The organism is Terrabacter sp. 2RAF25, assembly GCF_052115265.1.
Lineage (GTDB): Bacteria > Actinomycetota > Actinomycetes > Actinomycetales > Dermatophilaceae > Terrabacter.
The window spans coordinates 298,171-314,145 of record NZ_JBFRGJ010000008.1 but is presented as its reverse complement, the minus strand read 5'-3'; the positions used below and the strand labels follow the sequence as shown (position 1 = coordinate 314,145).

Genomic DNA, 15,975 nt, shown 5'->3' with positions numbered 1-15,975 from the left:
CGTGGGCGCACTGGGATCGCTGGTGTTGATCGGGGCGATGCTCCTGTTCCTCGTGCTGGGGATCGCCGCGGTGACCTGGGCAGCACGCAGACGCTGGCGTCAGTCGCTGAGGGCTGCGCTCGCGGCCGGGTTGCTGGTGGCCGTCTACGCCGTCTCGCTGTTAGGCGTCAGCGCGACCGCTCCGGCTCGGAGCTTGGCCAACGGGGAGTGGAAGTGCTTCGACGACTGGTGCGTCTCGGTCACCTCGGCGGTCAGGACCGGCGACACCGTCCAGGTCGTGTTGGCCGTGCAGAACCAAGGACACCGGGAGCAGGCGCCGGACACGCCCCGGGCGTGGTTGCTCCACCACGGCCGACGAGACGAAGTCATCGTGCCGGGACTCGCCTCCAGGCTGCCCGGCGGATCCAGCCGCCATCTTCCGCCGATCGGGTTGACGGCCCCCGAAGCCGAACTCCCCCGGTTCCTGGTGACCGAGGGCGGGTTCCCCAGCGTGCTGGTGATAGGTGACGACAACTCGCCCTTCCACCCGCAACCGTCGTGGCAGCTCAAATGAGCACACCCGAGGCCCGGCGAGTCAACCTGCCAGATTGACTCCCGGTTGATGGCGGAACCAGACTGATTTCACCAAGCCAGCTGGTTGACGTGGGTGGACTTGTGCACCGTCACCTCGACCGAGGGGGTCCGCGTCGTGAGGTCAGCACTCCGGACAGCGGTCCTACTCATGACGGTGACGGGGTCCATGCTGACTGTGGTCGCCTGCACCAGTGCGGCTTCGAACTCGTCACCTACGACGTCGTCGGCGACCGCGTCATCGCCGAACGCCTCGTCGCTCGCCCCCAGCCCGGCTCTAGCCGGCACCACGACGCCGCCCGGCCCCGCCGCGTCACCACTCCCCCCCGCAACCGTCACCATCGAGGCACCGGGCTACACAGGGCTTGGCGAGGGCATCGCCATCACCGCCTCGGCAGTCTGGATCGCCTCGCACCATGGCGGCACACTCGACCGAATCGACCCCGCGACGAACACGGTTGTGAAACGCATACCCATCACCCGTCCAGGCAGCAGCGGCGCCCAGTTCGCCACGACCGGTTTCGGCAGCGTCTGGGTCGGGGTGGGCAACAACGCCTCCGTCGTGCGCGTCGACGCCCGGTCGGACAAGGTTCTGGCCACGATCTCGTTCCACGACCAGATGGAGCCGTGCGGTGGGGTCGCGGCCACCAGTCGGGCGATCTGGGTCTCCGAGTGCCTGGACGGCAACCACGTCGGACGCATCGACCCGCGAACGAACACGGCGACAACGGTCATGGACACCGGCGGGAGGGTCATCTGGATGGCGGGCGACCACGACACCGTGTGGTTCGTCACCGGCGGCGATCCGGACTATTCCCCCAACGCCCCCGGATACCTCGTCCACGTTGGAGACGACGGCACGTACCTCCACCGCTACACCCTTGGCGACGGATTCACCTCCGGAAGCGTCGTCATCGCATTCGGGTCTCTCTGGGTCAGCAGTTCGCACAAACCGCTCATCCTGCGCATTCCCTTACCGGCGCGTTGACAGTCAGCGCAACGACAACGACTACAGCCGCAGGACGACGGGAAGGGATCCGGGCGCAGCGGAGCCGCGGCGGCTGGCCCGCTCGAGCCGGGCGGCGTCGACGTCCTCGCACGCTGTGCGACCCGAAAATGCAGCAGGTCAGGCGCCCGGATGGGCACCTGACCTGCGCAACGCTGCGGGCTGATCCGTCAGTCGAGGTAGTCGCGCAGCACCTGGCTGCGGCTCGGGTGACGCAGCTTGCTCATCGTCTTCGACTCGATCTGGCGGATCCGCTCACGCGTGACGCCGTAGACCTTGCCGATCTCGTCGAGCGTCTTCGGCTGGCCGTCGGTCAGGCCGAAACGCATCGAGACGACGCCGGCCTCGCGCTCGGAGAGCGTGTCGAGCACCGAGTGCAGCTGCTCCTGCAGGAGCGTGAAGCTCACGGCGTCGGCCGGGACGACGGCCTCGGAGTCCTCGATGAGGTCACCGAACTCGCTGTCGCCGTCCTCGCCGAGCGGGGTGTGCAGCGAGATCGGCTCGCGGCCGTACTTCTGGACCTCGACGACCTTCTCGGGCGTCATGTCGAGCTCCTTGGCCAGCTCCTCCGGGGTGGGCTCACGGCCCAGGTCCTGGAGCATCTGACGCTGCACACGGGCGAGCTTGTTGATGACCTCGACCATGTGGACCGGGATGCGGATGGTGCGCGCCTGGTCGGCCATGGCGCGGGTGATGGCCTGGCGGATCCACCACGTCGCGTACGTCGAGAACTTGTAGCCCTTGGTGTAGTCGAACTTCTCGACCGCACGGATGAGACCGAGGTTGCCCTCCTGGATCAGGTCGAGGAAGAGCATGCCGCGGCCGGTGTAGCGCTTGGCCAGCGAGACGACGAGTCGCAGGTTGGCCTCGAGCAGGTGGTTCTTGGCCTTCTTGCCGTCCTGGGCGATCCACCAGAGCTCACGCTTGAGCTTCATCTCGATCTTGTCGCCCGAGTTGAGCTTCTCCTCGGCGAAGAGGCCGGCCTCGATGCGCTTGGCCAGCTCGACCTCCTGCTCGGCGTTGAGCAGGGCGACCTTGCCGATCTGCTTGAGGTAGTCCTTGACCGGGTCGGCGGTGGCACCAGCCGTGACGACCTGCTGCGCGGGGGCGTCGTCCTCGTCGTCGTCGCGGATGACGAAGCCGGACTCCTCTGCCTCCTCGGCCTTGGCTCCGGCAGCAGGACCACCCTCGCCGTCGTCGGAGTCCTCGGCAGCATCGTCGACGACCTCTTCGAGCTCGCCCACCGGGGCGTCGTCGGGCTCGGCGTCGTCAGCGTCCTCGGCACCGGCGGTTGCGGCACCGTCGGCGGAGGTGGCGGCGGACTTCGCCGCCGTCTTCTTGGCAGCCGTCTTCTTCGCCGCGGGCTTGGCGGCGGCCTTGGCCACACCGGCGTTCGTCGTGGCCTTCTTGGCCGTCGTCCTGGCTGCCGTCGACCGGCCGGTAGCAGCGCCGGCCGTCTCGTCACCCTCGACGGCGCCGGGTGCCGACGTCGTCTTGGTGGCAGCCTTCTTGGCGGCGGTCTTCGTCGTCGCGGTCGTCGTCCGTGTGGCGGACTTCGTCGCGGCGGCAGTCGTGTTGCGTGCGGTGGCCACACTGCCTCCCTTGGTCCCTGAACGGGTCTTCTTCGTCGTGCTGGAGTGCGGCGCGTCGACGACGATCTCGATGTCGTGGGCCTCGAGAGTCGTGAGGACCGGCTTCATCTGCTTGAGGTCGAGACCTGCGTCGACCTGCGCTCGCGCGATCTCAGTGCCGGTGATGGTTCCGTTGGTGCTGCCCTTGACCAGGAGCTGCATGATCGCCTCGTGCTGGAACACCTTCGGCAGGGTTTTCGGAGCTCCAGCGGTTGTTGCCTTGGGCACGGATGCAGTCGCCTTTCGTCGCACGGTCTCGTCGGATGATCGACCCGAAAGCGGGCATGCATCATCACAACGAACGAGAATGGGGGTTGGTGCCGGAAGGGCTTGGCCTGTCGGAGTCGACCCCTGAGTCGATCTCTCGGTCCGCCTCGTGCGATCCGGTACTCAGACATTATAAAGCGCCTCAGGGCGTCCGAGCGAACGCACCGGTGTGCAGCGTGGCGCCGGACCAGCCGCGGGACGTGAACCGGGTCCGTCGCGACCGGGTGGAAGGGGCGTCAATCGCCCTTGACGGCGAGGACGGGGCAGCTCGCGTCGAGCAGGATCCGCTGGGCGTTCGAGCCGAGGATGAGCTTGCCCACCGGGCTGCGGCGCCGGAGGCCGATGACGATGAAGTCGGCCTTCTCCTCCTCGGCGACGGAGATGAGGTCCTCGGCGGGGTCGTTGCCGCGGACGAGCTGGCGCACCTCGTGCTCGAGGCCCCTCTCATCGAGGAGTGCCTGCACGCGGGCGAGCTCGGTCTCGAACTGGTGCGCCTCGTTGGCGTCGAAGTCCTTGCCTCCCCGGTGGGAGCTGATGACGACGAGCTTCGTGCCTCGCAGGACGCATTCCTCGGCGGCTCGCTTGAGCGCCGCGCGACCTTCCTTGGTGGCGACATAACCAACGACGATGGCCACTTTCCCGGACCTCCTTGGGACGGAAACAAGCAGTGCTCGCACCGTACCCGAAATCACGTCACACGGCGCGTGCCGCGCTGAGCCTGCGGTCGGTGCCTCCGACGCGGCCCGAAACACCCCGAGCCGCAGGACGGTTCAGGTGTGGTCGGCCCGCCCGCGCGCGAGCGCGGCACTGACGATGCGCCCCACCTGGTCCTCCTCGATGAGGAAGCCGTCGTGCCCGAACGCCGACGTGATGTGCTCGCGGTGCGAGCGAGGCAGCGCCGCATGGAGGTCGTCCGAGAGGCGCGGCGGGTAGAGCCGGTCGGTGTCGACGGACACGATGGTGCAGTCAGCCTCGACGCTCGCCAGGGCCGCCGCGACACCACCGCGGTCGCGGCCGACGTCGTGCGAGTTCATCGCCTCGGTGAGGACGACGTACGAGTTGGCGTCGAAGCGGCGCGCGAGCTTGCCGGCATGGTGGTCGAGGTAGGACTCGACGGCGAACCTGCCCCGGTCGCCGGCACGCAACGGGTCCTCACCCAGCTGCGCCTCGCGCCCGAAGCGCTCGTCGAGCTCGCTCTCGGTGCGATAGGTGATGTGGGCGATACGGCGCGCGAGGCCGAGCCCTACATCGGGGCGACGGTCGCCGGCGTAGTAGTCGCCGCCGGCGAAGTCGGGGTCGTTGCGGATCGCGAGCAGCTGTGGCTGGCACCAGGCGATCTGGTCGGCGGTCGCGTAGGCGGTCGACGCGAGGACGATGCACCGGTCGACGTCGTTGGCATGCGTGACGGCCCACTCGATGGCGCGCATGCCCCCCATCGATCCGCCGACGACAGCCGCCAGTCGGCGGATGCCCAGGTGGTCGAGCAGGGCCCGCTCGGCCGCCACCTGGTCTCGCACGGTGACGTACGGGAAACGGCTTCCCCAGGCCCGCCCGTCGGGGGCGGGGCTGGAGGGACCGGTGCTGCCCTGGCAGCCCCCGAGCACGTTGGCGGCGACGACGAACCACTCGTCGGGGTCGACCGTGCGACCCGCGCCGATGAGGGAGTTCCACCAACCCGGCGAGGCGTGACCGTCGCCGGCCTCACCGACCACGTGGCTGTCGCCGGTGAGGGCGTGCTCCACGAGGATGACGTTGTCTCCGGCCTCGTTGAGCCGGCCCCACGTCTCGTACGCGATGCGGACGTCGGGCACCGCTCCCCCGCGCTCGAGCTCCACGTCGCCGATGTCCGCGAACTGGCGGTGGCCCACGTGGTCACCGTCACGCCACGCGCCGTCCGGGCGCTGTCGTCGGAACGGCTCGTCGTGCGCAGGTTCGTGCCCGACCGGACGAGACCCGCCCGCGAGCTCAGCGCCCGGGGCCGGGCGCGCGAGACGACGCGTGCTCTGCTTCCGGTGCGTAACGGTCATCGAGGCACTCCTGGTGTTCGCGCTTGCGCACACCCGCGGCGGGTGCGGCCAGGTCTTCACCCGGGGCACCCCACCGCGACGGAGGGTTGCCGACCAGCGAGCCGGGGCTTGTCGCTGGTACTCATGACCTTCGCCCACCATAACCGAGGGCCGCACCGCAGCAGACCCTCTGGTCCACGACATGGGACGCCCCAGCGCGGGAGCGCGAGCGAGCCCCGTGGGGTCGCGGACGCACCACCTAGGCACACGCCGGAGGTCGGAGCCCGACGTCGAGCGACTGCCGGACGAGCAGGCTCAGACAGTGGTCTGGCTCGAGGTCGAGCGCCCTGTCGGCCGCGACGCCGGCACGGGCCCCGTCACCGCACCACCACGCGAGCGACGCGACGACGGACAGCAGCGGCGCGGCATGGGCCGCCGGCGTCATGCGGCAGACCACTTCGAGCCGCGAGAGCAGCAGGCGCGGTGCTGCTGCATCGTCCCAGTCGTCCCAGCCACCGTCGAGCGCGCTCGGCGCGAGTGCGTCGTCTCGTACCTCCGAGTCACCGTCGAGGTCGTTCATCCACTCGGCCATACTGCCGCGCCCGGCACCAGACGAGAAGGCGGAGGCGGGCGACGCGGGTGCCGATGCCGAACCCGCAACGGCCGAGGAGCGGACGTGCAGATCGGGGCCGAGGAAGACCTCCAGCATGGCGACCAGCTCGTCGGGGAACGACTCCAGCGACACCGAGCCCGGGCAGAGCCAGCCCACGACGGCGTCACGGAACTCCACGTCACGCAGGGGTCCGACGACCGCCGGGAGCCAGTGCTCCAGCCCGAAGCCCTCGATCTCGCCGTGCAGCAGGCCGCTCCAGGCGACGAGCGCGTCGTTCACGAGGAACTGTCTCGCCGACAGGTCACCACCGTCGAGGACACTGAGACCGGCGTCAGCGGGCCGGCGCCTCCAACCCGACCTGCGCGACCGGGCAGCCTCCGGGCCCGGCACGGAACCCGAGATCGAGCCGCCGGCATCTGCGTAGCGGCGTTGCCAGTCGTCGATGGCTGCGACCGTCAGGGCATGGCGCGGGGCGCCCGCGTCGAGAGGTTCGACCAGTCGGGCCAGGCAGGCTCGGTCGGGAAGCACGGAGTGGCCCAGGGCGACGTAGCTCGCGACGGCAGGCACGTCCGCCTGCTCGGGCAGCAGCCACCCCTCGTCGGGGCAGCAGTCGCACCCGACCGAGCGCCACCTCCCGCCGCGGACGACGAGCCGTTCGCGCACGACGACACCTGCCCGCTCGAGACCCTCGACGAGCTCCTCGAGGAGGGGCAGCGACTGGTCGGGCTCGTCCTCGAAGCCGACGACGGCCACCGACGAGGGCTTCCCGTCGAGGACGGTCGGCAGCAGCTGGGGAGCGGACTCGGTCGCGACCGGATGGTCGACGGCGTCCTGGCGGGCCACGAGTCCGAGCCGCTTGCCGTGGAAGCACACGACGACGACGCTGCGCTCGGGCTGGAATCCGAGGTGGAAGGGGATGATGGTCAGCAGCTCAGCTGGCCCTGACAATGAGATCTTCGGCATGGATCGAGCGTGGTCGCGCCGGCCACACGCCGACAGGCCCCCGGGCAGGCCTGTGGACCAAGGCCGCTCGGCCCGAGGGGGTGTGGATCGCCACCGGCACCCGGGCTGGAGGAGCGGTCGTCGCAGGCTCGAGAGTCAGCGCTCCAGACGCTTGCGCACCGACTCGAGCACATAGTCCGTCGCGGCCTGGCGCACACCCTCGGGCAGGCTCACGCGCTCGGACCGCCCCGGATCCGTGCGCGATCCGGCGACGCGCCCCGGCGCGGCAGCCCCCGTGGTGTCGCGGTCGCGGCGCATCCCGTCGCTGACGCCGCCCGCCCGGACAGGCACGTCACGGGCCTCCCACGCGAGGAAACGGTCGGTCTCCTCGAGGAGGACCTTGATGGCCCACGTGATCACGACGGCGTCGTCGGCCGCCCCCAGCACGGGGAGCACCGCCTCGGGCAGCAGGTCGACGGGAGACACGACGTACGCGACCGCTGCACCGACGAGGCCGAGGCGCCGCACGGTCGTGCCGGCATACGTGCCGTCGAGAGTGGACCGCACGAGGCGCGGCACCGCCTGCGCCCGCTGCGCGAGGCCCGGAGCGCCGGGTCGTGAGGAGGCACGCACGACGGACGCGACGGTCGCGGCCATCTTGATGCGGGACGGGGTCTTCATGCCCGGCCCAACGAGCGGGTCAGCGACGCGATTCCCCCACGCCGCGGGCGTTGCGAAACAGTGATGTGCGCGCCGCTCGCACGGGTGCGGCCGCTCAACGGCCGAAGGTCGCGACGGGCGGGAACTCCTTGGCCGCCTGCTTGCCGATGCGCCCGAGCATGTAGACGTCGACGCCGGCGCCGATCAGTCCCCCGACGAGGGGTACGGCGCGCCCGAGCTTCGCGAACGTGCCCTGCCCGATGCGACCGAGCAGCCGGAAACCGACGGCCTTGTTGAGCACCATGAGGGCGGGTGCGGGCAGACGCTCGAAGGCGAGCGAGGACAGCTTGCCGCCCGCGACCTGGAGCCCGGCCTTCTTCAGCAGGTCGTCGCTGTCGGCCCCCGCAAGGGTGAGCAGGACCGCCGAACGGATCTCCGGCTGGTCGATGTCGTAGCCGCGCACCTTCGCGGTGGCGGCCGTCAGGCGCGTGCCCAGCAGGTAGAACTCGAGGATGTTGGCGGGCAACGAGACCGGCATGGTGAAGAACCCACCGAGCCCCGTCGCGAAACCGCCGACGGCTCCGAGCTGGCGGTGGTCGCGCATCAGCACGCGCAAGGCCTGGTCGCGGTCGCCGTGGGCCTGTTCGAGCGCTTTCGTGGCGACCTTGTGGGCCGAGTCGAACGGGCCCTTGCCGTCGATGCCGACATCGAGCAGCCGCTCGACGAGCCGGGTGGCGGCGCCCGAGAGCCCGCCCTCGGCCGGTTGGGCGGCGCGCTCGAGGGCCCCGGCGTTCTTGGCGTCGCGGACTCGCTTTGCGGTGGCGTCCGACGCCTCCACGGTCTCGCTCTTGCCCCAACCGAACATGCCCACGGGCTCCACTCCTTCGCTCGAACAACTCTGTGCGCGGCCGGCCGGCTCGCCCACGACACCGTATGCCGTTGCCTGCCCCTTCCCTACCCGCGGTCGGCGCGTCACCACCAGCGAGGCGGCGGTCCGACGGTCGTCGGCCCCGTCTCGTAGGGTCGAGCCATGGGTGAGACGTGCGACGAGCTCCAGCGGCCCGGCGCCGAGCCGGCGATCCTGTCGGTCCCGCTCGCGCAGCTGCGTCGCGAGCGCACCTCGGTCAAGTGGGGCAGATACCCCGACGACGTCATCCCGATGTGGATCGCGGAGATGGACGCCTTCCCCTGCCCACCCGTCGTCGAGGCCGTCGAGGCCGCAGTCAGGCGCGGTGACACGGGCTACGCCATGGGCGGCCCCTACGTCGAGGCCTTCACGGAGTTCGTGGCTGCCGAGTGGGACTGGCACGTCGACGGTGCCTCAGCGGTGGGCGTCGCGGACGTGCTCTCCGGTGTGACGCACCTGCTCCGCCTCCTCACCGATCCGGGTGGACCGGTCGTGACCAGCGTGCCGGCCTACAACGCCTTCTTCGAGGTGATCGAGGCGTGTGGTCGCCGTGTCGTCCAGGCTCCGCTGACCGTCGGGCACCGACTCGACCTCGACCGTCTCGCAACGGTTTTCGGTGAGCTGACCGCGGCCGGCGAGCGGACGGCATACCTGCTCTCCAACCCGCACAACCCGACGGGCACGGTGCACTCGGCCGCAGAGCTGGCCGCCCTCGCCGACCTTGCCCACGCGCACGGAGTGCGTGTCGTCTCCGACGAGGTCCACGGTCCGCTCGTCATGCCCACGAGCACCTTCGTGCCCTACCTCACGGTCCCGGGCACCGAGCGTGACTTCGTCGTCACGTCGGCCTCGAAGACCTGGAACCTGGCTGGGCTCAAGGCCGCAGTGATCGTGCCCGGCCCCGGAGCCGTCGACGACCTCCGGCGCCTGCATCCCTTCCTGACCTACGGCGCGAGCCAGCTCGGGGTCATCGCACAGACCGCTGCCTACCGCGACGGGCGCGACTGGCTGCACCGGCTCGTCGCCGAGCTCGATGCCAACCGGCACCTGCTCGCCACCCTGGTCGCCGAGCAGCTCCCGGGCGTCCGTCTCCTGCTGCCGGAGGCGACGTTTCTCGCCTGGCTCGACCTCGACGGACTCGGTCTCGGCCCGGACCCAGCGCTCGAGCTGCTCCAACGCTCCCGTGTCGCCCTCTCCCCCGGCCCGATCTTCGGCCGCGGCAACACCACCTGTGCGCGGCTCAACTACGGCACCTCACCCGAGATCCTCCGCGAGGCCGTCGACCGCATCGCGGGTTCCCTTGGCTGACAAGGCTTCCGGCGCATCCCTCGTCGCGCTCGTGCTGGGTTCGTCCGGGGCGTATGCCGTCGGGCCGGGTGTCGACGAGCCGTGGCCGCTCGCCGAGGTGACTCGGCGGTTCGTCGACACCACCGCGCGGTTGTCGCCCCGCTGGGTCGTCTGGTCTGCGGCGGCAGCCCTGCGTGGCGTCGTCGCATCAGGGGTCGAGGTCAACCGCACGTGGGACCTCGCCGAGGCCCACCGGATCATCCACGGGGGGTGGTGGGCCACTCCCGGTCACGTCGTCGCGGGGTGCCGCGGCCTCGACGAGTCGCAGGTGCCGGCCCCTCGAGCCCCTCGGTTGAGCGGCTTCGACGGCGACCTGTTCGACCTCGCGGCCGGCGACGACGTGTCCCTCTTCACCGCGGACGGCCACCTGATTGCCGACGCACTCACCCGGGTCGGCGACGACGCAGCCTTGCGCGGGCTCGCGCAGCTCGCCCTCGAGTGCCAGCGCGGCCAGCGCGAGGCGCTGGACCGCATCGGCGGGGAACACGCCGCCAGGCTCGAGCGCACCGTCTGGTCCGAGTCCGCCGCGGCCGTGCTCTGCCTCGAGCTCGAGCGCGACGGCCTGCCGGTCGACCGCCCCGCCGCCGAGGACCTCATCGCGGCCTCGGCCGGCCCACGGGCCCGCGATGACGCCCACGCCGTCGAGATCCGGGGCGGGCGCGACGCCGCGGTGCTGCGCCACGCCCGCGGGCGAGAGGGCACCGACCTGCGGAACCCGGGCCAGGTGCGCGAGCTGCTGCTGTCGGTCGGGGTCGACGTGCCCAACACCCGCGCGTGGGTGCTCGAGCCCTACCGTCACACCCACCCCCTCGTCGACGCCCTCCTGCGTTGGCGCAAGGACGAACGCATCGCGACCACCTACGGCTACCGGTGGCTCGACCAGCACGTCGGCCCCGACGACCGCCTGCGGGGCGGCTGGACGGCGTGCGACGGCGCGGCCGGACGGATGACGGCGCAGAACGGCCTGCACAACCTGCCGGCCCCCCTGCGCCCGGCCATCTGCGCCGCGCCGGGGCACGTCTTCGTCCGGGCGGACCTCGGCCAGATCGAGCCGCGTGTGCTCGCCGTCGTCAGCGCCGACCGGGCCTTCGCCGAGGCGACCCGCTCCGATGACCTCTACGCACCGGTCGCGGCGAAGCTCGGGGCCGAACGGCCCAAGGCCAAGATCGCGGTGCTCGCCGCGATGTACGGCCAGCGCTCCGGTGCGGCGGGCGAGGCCCTCAAGGACCTCGAGCGCGCCTACCCGGTGGCCATGGGCCTGCTGGACCAGGCGTACGCCGACGGTGTCGCCCGCCGACCGGTGCGCACGTGGGGTGGCCGGCTGATCCGCTTCGGCAGCGCCCCCGTCGCCGGCGCCCAGGCGGAGGACGTCACCGCCGCCTCGCCGGGAGCCGGCGAGTTCTCCGCCACCGGCGCCGACGGCGCGCGTGGCCGCTACGCCCGCAACGCCGTCATCCAAGGATCAGCGGCAGAGCTCTTCAAGGCCTGGGCCGCGACCGTGCGGCACGCTGTGCGTCCGCTGGACGGGCAGATCGTCCTCTGCCTCCACGACGAGCTGCTCGTGCACGTGCCCGAGCGGCACGCCGATGCCGCCGCTCAGGCGGTCGAGCAGACGCTCGTCAGCGCCGCCCGCACGTGGGCCGGCACCGACCAGGTCCGCTTCGTCGCCGACACCTCGATCATCCGCCGCTGGAGCGAAGCCAAGGCCTGACCTGGTGCGTCGGGACTGGGCACTCGACCTGACGGAGCGGGGCCTGGTGGTGCGAGGGCCGGCGCGCCTCAGGCGGGAGGGTCGCCCGGGTTGTCGGAGTCGTCGGCGACGTCCTTGAGGAAGGCCTCGAACTCGGCCCCGATCTCGTCGGCCGTGGGCAGGTCGGAGAGGTCCGTGGCGAGGAGGCTGCGCTGCTGGCGTCCCTCGAGGAACGTGTCGTACTGCTGCTCGAGCGCCCGGACGACGGCCGTGATCTCGTCGTTCTCCTCCATCTGGCGCGCGATCTCGGCGCGGTTGAGCCCTGCCGTCGCGGCGAGCTCACGCAGGTCGAGGTCGAGACCGGTGGCGGCGCGCACGCGCTCCAGCCCGAGCACGGCGGCGTCGGCGAACTCGCTCTGGCCGAGGTAGTGGGGCACGTGCACAGCGAAGCCGATGGCGTCGAGGCCGGCCTCGCCGAGGCGGAACTCCAGCAGTGACGAGAAGCTCGCGGGCACCTGCACCTGGCCGAACGCCGGGTCGTTGCCGACGATGAGCCGTGGGTTGGTGCCGTGCGCGGTCACGCCTAGCGGACGGGTGTGCGGCACGGCCATGGGGATGCCGTGGACGCTGACGGTGAGGTCGACGCCGAAGGCACGGATCAGGGCCGTGGTGGCCTCGACCATGCGGTTCCACTGGTAGTCGGGCTCGGGGCCGACGAGCAGCAGGAACGGCACACCCTCCTTGTCGACGACGCGGTGCAGCAGCAGGCTCGGGTCGTCGTAGCTCGTCCAGTGGTCGCGGTCGAAGACCATGACGGGCCGGCGACCGCGGTAGTCGAGCAGCTGGTCGACGTCGAACGAGGCGATGACCCGCGACTCGTGGGTCTCGAGGATGTGCTCGGCCATCAGGCGCTGCGTGTGGCCGGCGTCGATGAATCCGCCGAGGGCGACGACGAGCACCGAGGCCTGCAGCTCCTGGAGCATGCTCGGCGAGGTGTCGCTCTCGAACTGGAAGAGCTCGGTCGGGTCCTGCACGGTGTGGCCTTTCGTCGTACGCGGTCCTCACGTCCAACGTCCCGCTACCACCCATGATTCCCCATCGCCGCCGAGGACGTATGCCGTGTGGCCGGGTCGGCGACGAATGCTCGGGCGCGCCTCACTCGCGGGCGGCGAGCGCCATCACCTGGCCCATGACCTCCGGCACGAAGCCGGACACGTGGCCACCCGGGAAGACGTGCACGTTCGCCCCACCGCGGCCGAGGCTCTCACCGAACGGCCGGAACGGGTCGTCGGCTCCGACGTACACGTCGAGCGGCACCGGGAACCGGTCGAGCGGCACGCCCCACGGCTGCTGCCACAGGATGAGCGCCTCGGTGCGCCACGCGTGCGGCTGGACGCCTCCCTCGAGAGCGGCCGCCTCCATGACCGGGCGCACGTCCGGGCGCTCGAGGACGGCGGCGTCGCTCGGGTCGACCTGCCGGCGGCGGAGCCGGTCTGCCAGTCTGCCGACCGGCCCGTTGCCGCGCGCCTGCAGGACGTCGGCGATGACACGGAACAGCGCCGGACGGGTGCGCGCGAGCCCGATGAGCTTTGCGGCCTGGTCAGGCAGCACGGCGAGCACCTCGGGGTCGGACGGGGGCCCGGGGTTGATCGCGATGCCGTGTCGCACGAGCCCGTCGCCCAGGGCGCTCAGGGCGAGCACGTGGCTGCCGCCGCCCGACAGACCGACGACGGCGACGGACTCGACGCCCAGCGAGGTTGCGACGGCGCGCGCGTCGCCGACGACGTCGCGGATGGTGCGGCCGGGCTGGGCGGGCGAACGCCCGCTGCCCGGGCGGTCCCAACCGATGAGCCGGACGCCCTGCTCGGCGGCAGCGGCGGCATACAGGTGCGTCTCCAGGCGGGAGGACCCCGTGCCGTGGAGGTAGAAGGCGGGACGCCCAGCGGGGTCGCCCACCTGGGTCACGGCGAGCGTCCGCCCATCGGGGAGCCGCACGGGGTCGAGGTCGCGCACTCCTGGGACCGTCATGTCAGAGCACCTTTCCGGGGTTGAAGATGCCGAGTGGGTCGAGGGCCGTCTTGACGGCCTCCTGCATGCGCAGCGACAGCGGGTCGACCTCGCGGCGCATCCCGTCGCGCTTGAGCAGACCGACGCCGTGCTCGCCGGTCACCGTGCCACCGAGCCCGATGGCCGCGTCGAGCATCTCCTCGAACGCGGCCTGGGCCGCGTCGCGGGCGGCGTCGTCGCCGGCCGGGGTGAGCAGCAGCGGATGGAGGTTGCCGTCGCCCGCGTGGGCGATCGTCGCCATCCGGACGCCGTGGCGACCCGAGATCTCCACGAGCCGGCCGAGCATCTCGGGCACGGCCGACCGCGGCACGCAGACGTCCTCGGTGAGCACCGGGCCCAAGCGCTCCAGCGCCGGGTAGGCGAGGCGTCGCGCGGCGAAGAGGGTCTCGGCCTCGGCGTCGTCGCCCGAGACGACCGCCCACAGGGGGTCGCCCTCCTCGAAGGCGTCGACGACGCCCTGGGCCTCCATCGCCCCGCCGTCGCCCGGGCTGTCGACCCGGGCGAGGAGCAGGGCCTCGGCGTCGGCCTCGATGCCGAGGTGCTTCCAGTCCTCGACGGCCTGCAGGCACTCGCGGTCGAGCAGCTCGAGCGCCGACGGCGTGAGCCCGCGGCGGGTCACCGAGGCCACGGCCCGGCCGGCGTCGACAAGGCTGGAGAAGGCGCCGACGACGGTCCGCGGCGTGCCGCGCAGCGCCGGGCGCAGCCGGAGCGTCACCTCGGTGACGACGCCCAGCGTGCCCTCCGACCCGACCATGAGCGCAGTCATGTCGTAGCCCGCGACTCCCTTGGCGGTGCGCCGCCCGTAGCGGACGACGCTGCCGTAGCCGGCCGGTCCCCCCACGACCGCCCGCATGCCGAGGACGTAGTCGCGGGTCACGCCGTACTTCACGCAGCACAGGCCGCCGGCGTTGGTCGCGACGTTGCCGCCGATCGTCGACCACGGCGCGCTGGCGGGGTCTGGCGGGTACCAGAGGCCGTGCTCGGCCACCGCGGCCTTGAGGTCGTCGTTGACGACGCCCGGCTGCACCCGGCAGACGAGGTTGTCGGCGTCGATCTCCAGGATCTCGTTCATCCGCGACAGGTCGAGCACGAGGCACCCGTCGACGGCGTTGGCGCCGCCCGACAGCCCGGTGCCGGCACCACGCGGGACGACCGGCACGCCCAGCTCGGCGCAGACCGTCACGGCGTGGGCGACCTCGGCCTCGGTGCGCGGTCGCAGGGCGACGGCCGCGCGCCCCACCGGGGCCCACTCGGCGTCGTCGGCCGAGATGCCGGCGATGACGTCGGGGTCGACGACGACGCGCTCGGTCGCGATCCCGCGGCCCAGCGCCTCGGCGAGGACGGCGGACGAGACGGCCGTGGTGGTCATCCGAGGGCCTCGCGGACGAGCTCCGCAGTGGCGGCCGCACCGCGCGGGCTCATGATCGACGCGGCGTGGTCGACGCCGCCGAGGGCGACGGTGCGCTCGGTGACGGCGGCGTAGCGCCCGAGGTCGGCGGCGGCATACGCGGGCGGGGTGTCGCGGCCCACGCTCCACTCAGCGCGCAAGAAGCGGATCGGCTGGGCCACCCGCTGCCACGCCCCCTGTCCGAAGAAGATGTCGCTCGCGTCGCCGACGAGCGCGTCTCCGGACAGGCGCACCAGGCCCTCGTGGAGGTCGTGCTCGAGGTAGTGCCGCAGGAGCGGGTCGTCACGGTCGAGCAGCGGCGCCGTCGTCGCCGTGAAGTAGTCCAGGAGCTCGTCGACCGACTCCCAGCGCCGCTCGAGCCGACCCACCCGGTCGGCGAAGGCGCCGGCGACGTTCTCGCGCGTGAGTCCCGGCGGCGGCGTCATCGGGAAGCCGCCGTCGACGAGGACGAGGCTCTCGACGCGGTCGGCGTGCCGGTCGGCGAGGGCGACGGCCACGAAGCCACCCATCGACATGCCGAGCACCGGCACGCGGTCGAGGCCCTCGGCGTCGAGCAGGAGCGCCAGGTCGTCGGCGTGGCAGGCGATGCCCCACGGCCCGGGCACGTCGACGCTGTCGGCCCGGCCGCGGAGGTCCGGGGCCACGAGCGTGAGGTCCGGGGCTGCTGCGTGAAGCCATGACCAGAGACGACGGTGGCTGCTGATGCCGTGCACGGCGAGGACCGGCCGCGTGTCGCCGTCGAGCACCTCGTACGCGAGGTCACCACCCGGGACCGCCACCGTCCGGACCGACCTGGCACGTGGATCGGACTGTGTCGTCATGGATCCCACCGTAGCCATGGCGAGGTCGGGAATCGGGGGC

The 15,975-nt window shown here is 71.8% G+C and carries 15 protein-coding genes and 1 riboswitch; of the genes, 4 read left to right on the top strand and 11 right to left on the bottom strand.

The genetic code is table 11. From position 1 onward, the window contains the following. The first annotated feature begins 1 nt into the window (after position 1). The gene (locus AB4091_RS19180) at positions 2–553 is read left to right on the top strand and encodes a hypothetical protein (RefSeq protein WP_442293955.1); all 552 of its coding nucleotides are present in this window, start codon (positions 2–4) and stop codon (positions 551–553) included. A gap of 68 nt (positions 554–621) precedes the next feature. Here the strand turns inward: AB4091_RS19180 and AB4091_RS19175 are convergent, their stop codons facing one another. Continuing rightward, positions 622–912: a hypothetical protein gene (locus AB4091_RS19175; RefSeq protein ID WP_442293953.1), complete on the bottom strand. Its 291-nt coding sequence runs from the start codon at positions 910–912 to the stop codon at positions 622–624. A 118-nt stretch (positions 913–1,030) separates the two neighbouring features. On the opposite strand from AB4091_RS19175, the gene AB4091_RS19170 reads away from it, so the two are divergent. Further along, positions 1,031–1,558: a hypothetical protein gene (locus tag AB4091_RS19170; protein ID WP_442293951.1), complete on the top strand. Its 528-nt coding sequence runs from the start codon at positions 1,031–1,033 to the stop codon at positions 1,556–1,558. A gap of 188 nt (positions 1,559–1,746) precedes the next feature. Here the strand turns inward: AB4091_RS19170 and AB4091_RS19165 are convergent, their stop codons facing one another. The 6 genes from AB4091_RS19165 to AB4091_RS19140 all read right to left on the bottom strand — a co-directional run bounded on the left by AB4091_RS19165 (position 1,747) and on the right by AB4091_RS19140 (position 8,560). Next, on the bottom strand, positions 1,747–3,390 hold the full coding sequence (locus AB4091_RS19165) for an RNA polymerase sigma factor (protein WP_442293949.1): 1,644 nt from the start codon (positions 3,388–3,390) through the stop codon (positions 1,747–1,749). Positions 3,391–3,710: 320 nt separating this feature from the next. Further along, positions 3,711–4,109, bottom strand: coding sequence for a universal stress protein (locus AB4091_RS19160; protein ID WP_442293947.1), 399 nt, complete (start codon positions 4,107–4,109; stop codon positions 3,711–3,713). A 135-nt stretch (positions 4,110–4,244) separates the two neighbouring features. Continuing rightward, positions 4,245–5,501, bottom strand: a complete 1,257-nt coding sequence (metX, locus tag AB4091_RS19155; protein ID WP_442293945.1) for a homoserine O-acetyltransferase MetX — start codon at positions 5,499–5,501, stop codon at positions 4,245–4,247. 14 nt (positions 5,502–5,515) lie between these two features. Then, a riboswitch (SAM riboswitch) is annotated at positions 5,516–5,630 on the bottom strand. A gap of 109 nt (positions 5,631–5,739) precedes the next feature. Then, positions 5,740–7,056 carry a DUF4192 domain-containing protein gene (locus AB4091_RS19150; protein WP_442293943.1) on the bottom strand — a complete coding sequence of 439 codons (1,317 nt, stop codon included), beginning with the start codon at positions 7,054–7,056 and terminating at the stop codon, positions 5,740–5,742. Positions 7,057–7,191: 135 nt separating this feature from the next. After that, a complete protein-coding gene (locus AB4091_RS19145) occupies positions 7,192–7,716 on the bottom strand; it encodes a YkvA family protein (protein WP_442293941.1) in 525 nt (174 codons plus the stop codon). A gap of 94 nt (positions 7,717–7,810) precedes the next feature. After that, positions 7,811–8,560: an EcsC family protein gene (locus AB4091_RS19140; protein WP_442294104.1), complete on the bottom strand. Its 750-nt coding sequence runs from the start codon at positions 8,558–8,560 to the stop codon at positions 7,811–7,813. A gap of 165 nt (positions 8,561–8,725) precedes the next feature. On the opposite strand from AB4091_RS19140, the gene AB4091_RS19135 reads away from it, so the two are divergent. Together AB4091_RS19135 and AB4091_RS19130 are read left to right on the top strand one after the other, a co-directional pair. Beyond that, a complete protein-coding gene (locus tag AB4091_RS19135) occupies positions 8,726–9,910 on the top strand; it encodes a MalY/PatB family protein (protein WP_442293939.1) in 1,185 nt (394 codons plus the stop codon). After that, entirely contained in the window at positions 9,903–11,660 is a 1,758-nt protein-coding gene (locus AB4091_RS19130; protein WP_442293937.1) for a DNA polymerase, read from the top strand. The genes AB4091_RS19135 and AB4091_RS19130 overlap by 8 nt, the downstream gene beginning before the upstream one ends. Positions 11,661–11,728: 68 nt before the next feature. Here the strand turns inward: AB4091_RS19130 and AB4091_RS19125 are convergent, their stop codons facing one another. The 4 genes from AB4091_RS19125 to AB4091_RS19110 all read right to left on the bottom strand — a co-directional run bounded on the left by AB4091_RS19125 (position 11,729) and on the right by AB4091_RS19110 (position 15,935). Next, positions 11,729–12,673, bottom strand: coding sequence for a proteasome assembly chaperone family protein (locus AB4091_RS19125; protein ID WP_442293935.1), 945 nt, complete (start codon positions 12,671–12,673; stop codon positions 11,729–11,731). Between the two features lie 121 nt (positions 12,674–12,794). After that, positions 12,795–13,667, bottom strand: coding sequence for an alpha/beta fold hydrolase (locus tag AB4091_RS19120; protein ID WP_442293933.1), 873 nt, complete (start codon positions 13,665–13,667; stop codon positions 12,795–12,797). Position 13,668: 1 nt separating this feature from the next. Further along, the gene (locus AB4091_RS19115; protein WP_442293931.1) at positions 13,669–15,075 is read right to left on the bottom strand and encodes an FAD-binding oxidoreductase; all 1,407 of its coding nucleotides are present in this window, start codon (positions 15,073–15,075) and stop codon (positions 13,669–13,671) included. Continuing rightward, positions 15,072–15,935, bottom strand: a complete 864-nt coding sequence (locus AB4091_RS19110; RefSeq protein WP_442293929.1) for an alpha/beta fold hydrolase — start codon at positions 15,933–15,935, stop codon at positions 15,072–15,074. The genes AB4091_RS19115 and AB4091_RS19110 overlap by 4 nt, the downstream gene beginning before the upstream one ends. Between the last annotated feature and the right edge of the window lie 40 nt (positions 15,936–15,975).